Here is an 8476-nt window from a genome sequence, read left to right as displayed (position 1 = left end):
ACCGTGATCATTTGTGATTTTCAGACGTTTCATGCCATTTCCGCTCCTTTTATACGTGGGTATTTAGGAGCAGTATAACCATAGAAAAAGGTGTTCATACAGAAGTCATTATCTTAAAGTGCATGTATATACAAAAGTATCCCAATCAGCGAAATCGTGGACAACTGTATGTAGTTTCTTTTTCCTTGGTGCAGCGATTGTAACATCAAAACCTTCCTCTAACAAACGGTAATACGGATAATAAATCTCTAACGCTTCCACCGCATCTCCTGTAACAATTAATACTTTTTTGCTCATATGAACAACCTCCTTCACTACTATGATATATTTATAGAAAGAATTTTAACAAACAAAGTGTACTGTCACTATTTGAATTGATCAAGGATTTTTAGTTTTTTGAATTTGGACTTTTGAGATTAAATGAATACGACGTCAGTACATTAAATGCTTGAAAGAGGTACCGTATTTTTTGTTTCAAGATTTTCAATCATTTCATACCAAGCCTTTGGCTTGTTTGATAAGACAGAATAATATCGTTTCAAAAACTTCACAACAAGCTCCGCTGGAAGTTCATTTACGTTATCATCCATCGGAAGGAAACAAAGGTCGAGTCCAGTTACAGCCTCTCCATCATTGTTCCAAGACGGATGAACATAAGGGAAATCAAGACGCTTATAACCAAGATGAGACAATACTTCACGGCGGACATATGGATCCATCGGCTTAATTCCGCCAAATTCATAATGTTCCACCCGATAAGGATCATAAATTTCCGCAAACATGCCAAATAACTGCTTTCCGTTTGCTGCGGCCCAAGCGTTCAAATCTTCTAGCCTCTTTTGCGCTAAAAATCGGCCGATGCCAAGTCCTGGTTGGCCAATGATCGTGAAGTCTGTCATTGCGACATTTAAATCTTCATAATAGCGGTACTCTGTTGCACCTACGACATTCCCTTCATGAACAGCAACACACACACGAATTCCCGGATCTTCAAGAGGCTCTTTCCAAAGATCGAATGCTAATACTTCTTCAGGAGGAAATACCTCTTGCATCAATTCGTGCATTTTTTTAAACAAAGGGTCTTCAATACTCGTAATTCTCCGATATTCCATGTTCATCATTCTCCTTGTTAAGATTTTGCTGTACAAAAAGGATTTTTCCATTCCATCAACGCCGCGTAGTTACAAGACTCTTCATCCTCTAAATAGTTAGCCACCACTTGAACAGGGGTACGGCCGCAGCGAAGCAGGAAAGTGATAACAGGGTCTTTTAATTCACCTTTTACGACTGCTTCGAGGTATTGTTCTGCCGTCATCTCATGAGCTTTTTTATGATAGCCGGGCATTCTTCCTCCGCCTAACAGACGTTCTAATCCCAATTGAACGACGACTTCATACATGGATAACATTAGCCATTTTCCTAATCCTAATTTGCGATAAGCAGGGCGCACGCCAATATCGACTACATAGAGCGTATTTCCATTTGGATTATGGTTTCGAATATATCCATTATCAGTAATTTCCTCCCATGTATGTTCCGGATGATTCGGATCAAAGTCAACAATCAATCCTGTCATCGATCCAGCAATTTCGCCATCGACCTCTACACATAAGGCTCCTTCTGGAAAGAGAGTAACATGGTTTTTCAGCTGTTCCGTGTTCCACCATAATTCAGATGGGAATGGCGTTGGGAAACTTTCTTGCTGGATGCGGATTAAGCCGGGAAAGTCCTTTTCTTCATAATTTCGAATGACCGCAGGAACAGGACGATCTTGGTCAAGGACGTAAAATTCTTTTCGATACATTTTTCTCCCTCCTTTAAGAGCGCTAGTCTTACCTTATACCTTATTTCCAGTCCGGATAGAGATCGGTGCGACGATCACGCCATGTAGTGACGGAACCGCTTTCGCGAACTTGATATAACAGGTCTAAATCGAGATCAGCGGTTACAACCATATCATGATTGATTTCTCCTTCGACTAAGATGCCGCGCGGAGGAAATGGAATATCGTTCGGTGTAATCACCGCTGCTTGCCCAAAATTCGCCCGCATAAAGTCAATCGTCGGAAGGGAACCTACTGTACCCGTCGTGACAACATAGACTTGATTTTCGATGGCTCTTGCATGGCTTGTGTAACGAACACGATGGAATCCGTGACGATCATCCGTGCAAGAAGGACAGAAAATAACATCCGCGCCTTTCGCTTTAGCCATGCGAACAATTTCTGGAAACTCAATGTCATAGCACGTCAACATGGCAATCGTTCCTTTTTCAGTCTCAAACACTTGTAGACCATCGCCAGGCGACATGTTCCATTCCTTTACTTCCGTCGGCGTAATATGGAGCTTTGCCTGTTCGGCAACTCTTCCATCTGGATAGAACAAATGAGCCACATTGTATAATCGGTCACCTTTACGGATGACATGTGTTCCTCCAATAATATGCATCTTTGTTTTCTTGGCTAAATCTATAAATAAAGATCGATATTGTTCAGTAAAATCAGGAAGCTCTTGAATCGTCAAAGGCTGTCCTTGTTCATTGCCAATGGACATGAGCTGAGTAGTAAAAAATTCTGGGAATAAAACAAAATCTGCATCAAATTCTTGAGCTGTCTTAATATAATGCTCCACTTGATTAGCAAATTCTTCAAAAGAATTTATCGTATGGAGATGATATTGAACGGCTGAAACTCTGAGTTTCATCATCTTTGGCGAGGAGACCCCGACTTCTAAGCGAGAGCGAAAGTCGGGGAGGAATCGCCCTTCCTCCTTTCTTTTGTATATGATAGAATAAGAATGTGGAGAAAACCGTTGAATCAAGGCACTCCAATCCCCGTTACTCGATGTAGGGAGTTGGTTGCAGGAAACGTTGCAACCGTAAAACATCGAGCGTACATCCGTCTGTTGTGCGTGGAAGTCAAGTACTGCCTACAGACATGCCGAGCCACTCGGTAGCGATATAGGCATGACCTATGTCGTTGGGTAGTCGTCAACCTGCCCCTAATGTAACCCCAAGTCAAGGAAGGAGGACGAAGTCCGTTCGCACTTCTGGGGAGTTGCAAGCTCCCGCTTCAAGCGTTAGCTAAGTGGGGGTAGTTGACAAGCCTTCTCCTTTCTTGTTATCAGTCTTAAAAAATTTTACCTCATTCATGCTATTAATAGCCATGATATTGATATTATTAAGCACATCATTCGCTTTAACAAGTACACACTTTCATGTAACATAGTGTAAAAAAGTATACTAAAAGGGAATATAAAAAATTAAGTGAGGAGAGTCATCAATGTATATACGTAAAAAACGGGCAGCAGACCATTTATAAAGATTCTGCCTGTTTTTTGATGACTATATGCCTCTACAAGGTTTAGCGCTCCAATAAACACACATTCCTTCTGCAAACATAACGATATTGAAATAAAGGAAGATGAGAAGGCCGTTTTCGAGCTTTTAAAGGAGAGAGCGTTTTTTATTTGGTGGACTCATTGATTTTTACTTGGCCCTTCACGACCGTCTCCATATAATTTTTACCCCACTCATACATAGCATCGAGAATTGGCATTAGACTTTTTCCGTGTTCAGTCAGTGAATATTCTACTTTTGGAGGAACTACTGGATAGACTTTGCGTTCAACAATAAGGTCTGCTTCCAGTTCTCGCAGCTGGTTAACAAGCATTCGTTGGGTGATCCCCGGCATGAGAGCCTTTAGCTCGCCAAACCGCTTCGTTCCACCTTTTCCTAGATGCCATAAAATAAGCATTTTCCATTTACCGCCAATAACAGCAAGTGTCAATTCTTTTTCACAATTATACACTTTGCCACAAACATGTCCCATTTATTCCACCTCCATCTCTATTATAAACCAATAGTATACTTTTTATCACTACATGATAATAAAGTGCGTACTTCTAAAATAGGATTATACTAGCTTCTGTAAAACAAAACGTAAGCATAGGAGGGGACATTTTACTATTCCACATCAAACATGAGGGCATGAAACGATTGGCGATCGTCTAATTTGTCCCCGAACCATGGGGCACACGGGGATCGCTCGGGTAATCCCATCATGAGATGGAATTACCCGAGAAGCCCCCACCCCTAAGCGAAGCGTAGGTGGTGGGAGTATGTCACAGTGATTAAACAGAACTCCATTCCTATGGTTATGCGATTCATGTAGAGAAAACAGAGACACAGGAACGCTGCCCTCATTGTGGGTTTGCCACTTCCTCTGTCCACGACAGACGGACAAGAAAAGTACGGGATTTGGCGATTTTCCATCAACCGGTGTACTTGTTCGTAAAGGTAAAGCGCTATCGGTGTTGGAATTGTTCCCAAGTGTTTTCCGCCTCTTTGGAATTGATTTGGACGAGCATAGAAAAAAGGACAACTTTTTTGTAGAATGAAAGTATTCACAAAAAATGAAGATAGAGGGGAAACATTAATGAAAAAAACGGTTCGTGTCGTAGGGGCAGTGATATTTGATGATCAAAATCGTGTGTTGTGTGCACTTCGGTCGCATGCGATGTCACTCCCTAACCTTTGGGAATTTCCGGGTGGGAAAGTTGAAAAAGGGGAGAAGGAGGAAGAAACATTAGTCAGGGAAATTCATGAGGAATTAGGATGTACGATTGAAGTACATGAAAAAATTGAAGAAGTGCATTACGAATATCCCCAAGTTATTGTCCATTTACTGACATATAAAGCGACAATTATTGAGGGAGAACCGCAAGCGAAAGAACATGCTGAATTAAGATGGGTGCCGCTTCGAGATTTAAAATCTCTTGAATGGGCACCCGCTGATATTCCGACTGTAGATGCTTTATTAGCGAATCAAGTCAATATATAAATCTTCCGGCACGGGATGATGTAGTCGCCATGTGATACTCATCGGCTTATCTCCATAGCTCGACACATAATCGACTTCACCGAGATAAGTAAACGGCAATGTCATTCCGTGCATTTCTTCAAACTTTCGAACAAATAGATGAATATGGATTCCAAGTTCTTTATGATGAATAAAATTTTGTCCGACAGAAGAATGATGAGACGTTTGATTTTGGCTTTGCCAATGAAAATGCTTTTGGTCAAGAAAATAATCTTTGTAATGTAAATGTTCTTTCACTCTTTCTGATTTATTTAAATTAACGAACAGTAAATAATGGTTTCTAACTTTACTTACTCCTTCTCGCCACGATCCTTCTTTTACTCCTGCTTCAAATAAGAAAATTAAATCATTTCTCGTATAGTTTTGATAAAGAGTAAGCTTTTCTCCTTTAGCTAAAAATCGTTCAGGACGATACGTTCTCCTAAATTCAATGAGTCCGTAGTCGATACGATCTTTGATGTAATTGAAAAACTGTGTATCTTCAGTTAAAGCAAGAATGTCATCATTCAAGATGAATTGCTGGCCATTTCGTTGTCCAAACGACCATTTTTGTTTTTTATATGGCAATGATAGGCGATCCATCGATTGTATAATCATCTGTTCATGTTTTTCTAACGGCACATCTACGGCAAACTTTTTGGCAAGTTGTTTTACGACATCTTCACAAGATACGACTTTTTGTAAAAAAGCTAGCTGCAAAATGACAAAATCGTACGGCCATTTGATCGGGAGTTGGTTTTCTAGTCGTTCAACGCACTCACACATCAATGGGTAGTGTAAAATCATTTGGTCAAGCTCGTTTATATCATTCATTTTTTCTTTTGTTTTGACCCATGAACGATACTTATATATGAAAAACGTTAAGCTTGGCGATTGTTCGTAATATAAAAAATCTAATATTTCTGGTGAGCGCCCAAGCTCATTTTTAAACTGTTGATATAGCATTTTTAACATATCCGTTGAATTCATTTTAATAGAGTCAATACGGTCTAAAATTTCCCTTTGTGTTACTGGATCTAGATCAACGTATGCGCCGCCTGGTAGATCGGCAAATTCGTGTGTAATTGCAACACGGAGGGAATCTTTATCAAACGCTTTGTCGTTCAGTTGCCCAGCGAGAGCGAGCGGAATCATAAACGATTTTTGGTAATTTCCTACAAAATCCAAAATCGTCACAAACTCTTTTCCTTTTACTTTTCTTAGTCCTCTTCCTAATTGTTGAATAAATACAGTCGATGATTCGGTAGGTCTTAAAAATAATAAAAGATTTAAACTTGGAATATCAATTCCTTCGTTAAAAATGTTAACAGTAAAGATGAATTCAAGTGGATCGTCTGGATTTTCTAGTCTCTTTATAATCTGTTCACGATATTCCACGCTATGTTCACCAGTTAAGTATGTTGTGCAATATCCGCGTTTATTAAATTGTTCGCTCATATATTTTGCATGATCGATATTTACACAAAAAGCGAGCCCGACGATACGATCGCCGTCATAACTATACGTACGAATCATTTCAATAATAAAATCTGTTCGTTCGTTTGTTTTTAAAGCTTTCACAAGCAGCGCTTCATCAAACATACCGTTTTTTAATGGAATTTGACTATAGTCTACCGTACGATCTGAAATACCAAAGTAGTGAAATGGTGCGAGCAACTGTGCGTCTAGAGCCTCTCTTAAACGTATTTCATATACAACGTTATGGTCACAAATTGCTAAAACGTCTCTGCCATCCATTCTTTCCGGTGTTGCTGTTAAGCCAAGCAAAAATTTCGGCTGGAAATAACGAATCACTTTTTGATACGTAGGTGCTTCGGCATGATGAAATTCATCGATAATGATATAGTCAAATTCATGTTGCTCAAAATGTTGCAACGTTTCGTCTTTAGAGAGTGATTGAACGGTACTAAATAAATACGGTTTATCGAATTGTTTCACTGTCCCTGTAATTTTCCCAAATAGACGGTCATTTCCTATCACATGTTTAAATGTTTCAATTGCCTTATCTAACAATTCTTCACGATGAGCGATAAATAAAAGCTTTTTTGGATCATATGCTTTGACGTCAAAAGCGGCTAAATACGTTTTTCCAGTTCCAGTAGCAGCGATAATGACGCCTTTTGTGTTACCACTTTTTCTTGTATGTTCAAGGTTTTTTAATGCTTTTTTTTGCATATCGTTCGGCTTCACACTTGATGTAACGATATATTCTCCTTTCGGCTCAGCAGCTAAAGGTTCGCTTTCTTTTCTTATTGTTTGTTGTTCGTATTTTTGGATAAATGCATGATCAAGAGAAATCGCATCTGTATGATTCCATATTTTCTCAAAAATTTGCTTTGTATGCTCATAAATTGGTAAAAAGCTTGTATCGGGTAGCTTTACATTTAGCTCATGTCCGTTAATGAGGGCTGAGTGCGAAATATTTGACGAGCCTATGATTACTGTATTTAATCCTGAACGTCGATGGAACATGTATGCTTTCGTATGAAAAGAATGTTGTTGCGTATCGATTATTTTTACTTGTACGTTCGAAAATTGCATGAGTTTTTTGAGTGCTTTTGGTTCTGTAATGCTTAGATAGGTCGATGTGATGATGCGTACAGGAATACGTTCTTTTTCAAGCATAAGTAGTGGACGAATCAATAATTGCAACCCTGACATTCGGATAAAGCTAACCATAAAATCGACAGAATCAGCTGTCAGCATTTCATATTTTAATGTTTTAAAAAAGTTTTTCATTGTATGTTTGTCATTATATAGTAAGTGTAATCTAGATAAGAAAAAGTCCTCTATAATTGGTATTTCTCGTTGTCCATATGTGTATGTAATCATAGAGAGCGGCAAAGAAAAAGAATCGTTGTTATTTGATACTAATGTAGAAATGTGTTGAGTTAATTGAATGATTTCATCAAAACGGTTTTCTTCAGCCAAAGTTTTTAACTTATGAGCGAGTTGTTTGGCGGAATGAAGAACGAGAACTTCAATATAATCTTTCGGTGATAGACGCTGTATAACGCTTGCATCAGGATATTGTTTAGCAAGAAGTTGTAGTTCCTCGAAAAAACTTTTATCCATAAATAAAACCACCTAACGAATGTTTTATAAAATTTTACCATGATATATGTAGATATTCCATTATTATGTTGAAAATGGAAGGGGAGTATTCTGCTTTTTAAAGCAGGAATGATGTTTGTGTCGTCGAGAAAAGTATATGGTTCTGTTTTTTCATTCAATCGTAAAAATATATTAAACATTTTGATAAAATATATTTGAGATCCCTCTTCTTTCGTGATTATCTTTACATCTTATTGCATGGCTCTCTGATGAACATATATAGTAAAAGAGAAAGCGAGGTGAACAACGATCATGATGGCGAATCGAGTGGAAAGGCATATGATTTGCGCCACTCATCCGTATTATCCGATGCTCGATGAGTATTGTTTTCGGTCAAAAAACTTGTACAACTTCGCCAACTATCAAGTGAGGCAAACGTTTTTTCAACACGACACGTATCTTTCTTACAACAAGCTAGACAAACTGCTCAAAACGGAAGGAATGGATGCAGACTATCGAGCGATGCCAATGGCTCAATCCGCC

The 8476-nt window shown here is 38.8% G+C and carries 6 protein-coding genes and 3 pseudogenes; 3 read left to right on the top strand and 6 right to left on the bottom strand.

Going from position 1 to position 8476, the window contains the following annotated elements:
* Positions 1–132 precede the first annotated feature (132 nt).
* From EKC99_RS14695 to hxlR, 5 genes and pseudogenes are all read right to left on the bottom strand, one after another.
* A pseudogene (locus EKC99_RS14695) lies at positions 133–297 on the bottom strand (peptidase); the annotation flags it as partial.
* Between the two features lie 143 nt (positions 298–440).
* Positions 441–1112: a GNAT family N-acetyltransferase gene (locus EKC99_RS14690; RefSeq protein WP_163152567.1), complete on the bottom strand. Its 672-nt coding sequence runs from the start codon at positions 1110–1112 to the stop codon at positions 441–443.
* Between the two features lie 17 nt (positions 1113–1129).
* The gene (locus EKC99_RS14685; protein WP_163152565.1) at positions 1130–1804 is read right to left on the bottom strand and encodes a GNAT family N-acetyltransferase; all 675 of its coding nucleotides are present in this window, start codon (positions 1802–1804) and stop codon (positions 1130–1132) included.
* Between the two features lie 40 nt (positions 1805–1844).
* Positions 1845–2702: a carbon-nitrogen hydrolase family protein gene (locus EKC99_RS14680; protein WP_163152569.1), complete on the bottom strand. Its 858-nt coding sequence runs from the start codon at positions 2700–2702 to the stop codon at positions 1845–1847.
* Positions 2703–3463: 761 nt separating this feature from the next.
* Positions 3464–3829, bottom strand: coding sequence for a transcriptional activator HxlR (hxlR, locus tag EKC99_RS14675; protein WP_064220694.1), 366 nt, complete (start codon positions 3827–3829; stop codon positions 3464–3466).
* Between the two features lie 308 nt (positions 3830–4137).
* Between hxlR and EKC99_RS14670 the strand changes: the two are divergent.
* Together EKC99_RS14670 and EKC99_RS14665 are read left to right on the top strand one after the other, a co-directional pair.
* Positions 4138–4356 (top strand): annotated as a pseudogene (locus tag EKC99_RS14670) (transposase family protein); the annotation flags it as partial.
* A gap of 79 nt (positions 4357–4435) precedes the next feature.
* Positions 4436–4840, top strand: a complete 405-nt coding sequence (locus EKC99_RS14665) for a (deoxy)nucleoside triphosphate pyrophosphohydrolase (protein WP_075039724.1) — start codon at positions 4436–4438, stop codon at positions 4838–4840.
* On the opposite strand, the gene EKC99_RS14660 is transcribed toward EKC99_RS14665, so the two are convergent.
* Positions 4817–7954, bottom strand: a complete 3138-nt coding sequence (locus EKC99_RS14660) for a DUF3427 domain-containing protein (protein ID WP_163152563.1) — start codon at positions 7952–7954, stop codon at positions 4817–4819. The genes EKC99_RS14665 and EKC99_RS14660 overlap by 24 nt on opposite strands.
* 291 nt (positions 7955–8245) lie before the next feature.
* On the opposite strand from EKC99_RS14660, the pseudogene EKC99_RS14655 reads away from it, so the two are divergent.
* Positions 8246–8476 (top strand): annotated as a pseudogene (locus EKC99_RS14655) (RNA-guided endonuclease TnpB family protein); the annotation flags it as partial.

The organism is Anoxybacillus sp. MB8 (assembly GCF_011006755.1).
Lineage (GTDB): Bacteria > Bacillota > Bacilli > Bacillales > Anoxybacillaceae > Anoxybacillus > Anoxybacillus gonensis.
The sequence above is the reverse complement of the archived record's forward strand: the minus strand, read 5'-3'. Positions and strand labels throughout refer to the sequence as shown.

What these genes read in the sequence shown, in the direction of transcription:
- EKC99_RS14690 (WP_163152567.1), bottom strand. Translation starts at nt 1,112, where the DNA reads ATGGAATATCGGAGAATTACGAGTATTGAAGACCCTTTGTTTAAAAAA.
- hxlR (WP_064220694.1), bottom strand. Translation starts at nt 3,829, where the DNA reads ATGGGACATGTTTGTGGCAAAGTGTATAATTGTGAAAAAGAATTGACA.
- EKC99_RS14660 (WP_163152563.1), bottom strand. Translation starts at nt 7,954, where the DNA reads ATGGATAAAAGTTTTTTCGAGGAACTACAACTTCTTGCTAAACAATAT.
- EKC99_RS14680 (WP_163152569.1), bottom strand. Translation starts at nt 2,702, where the DNA reads ATGAAACTCAGAGTTTCAGCCGTTCAATATCATCTCCATACGATAAAT.
- EKC99_RS14685 (WP_163152565.1), bottom strand. Translation starts at nt 1,804, where the DNA reads ATGTATCGAAAAGAATTTTACGTCCTTGACCAAGATCGTCCTGTTCCT.
- EKC99_RS14665 (WP_075039724.1), top strand. Translation starts at nt 4,436, where the DNA reads ATGAAAAAAACGGTTCGTGTCGTAGGGGCAGTGATATTTGATGATCAA.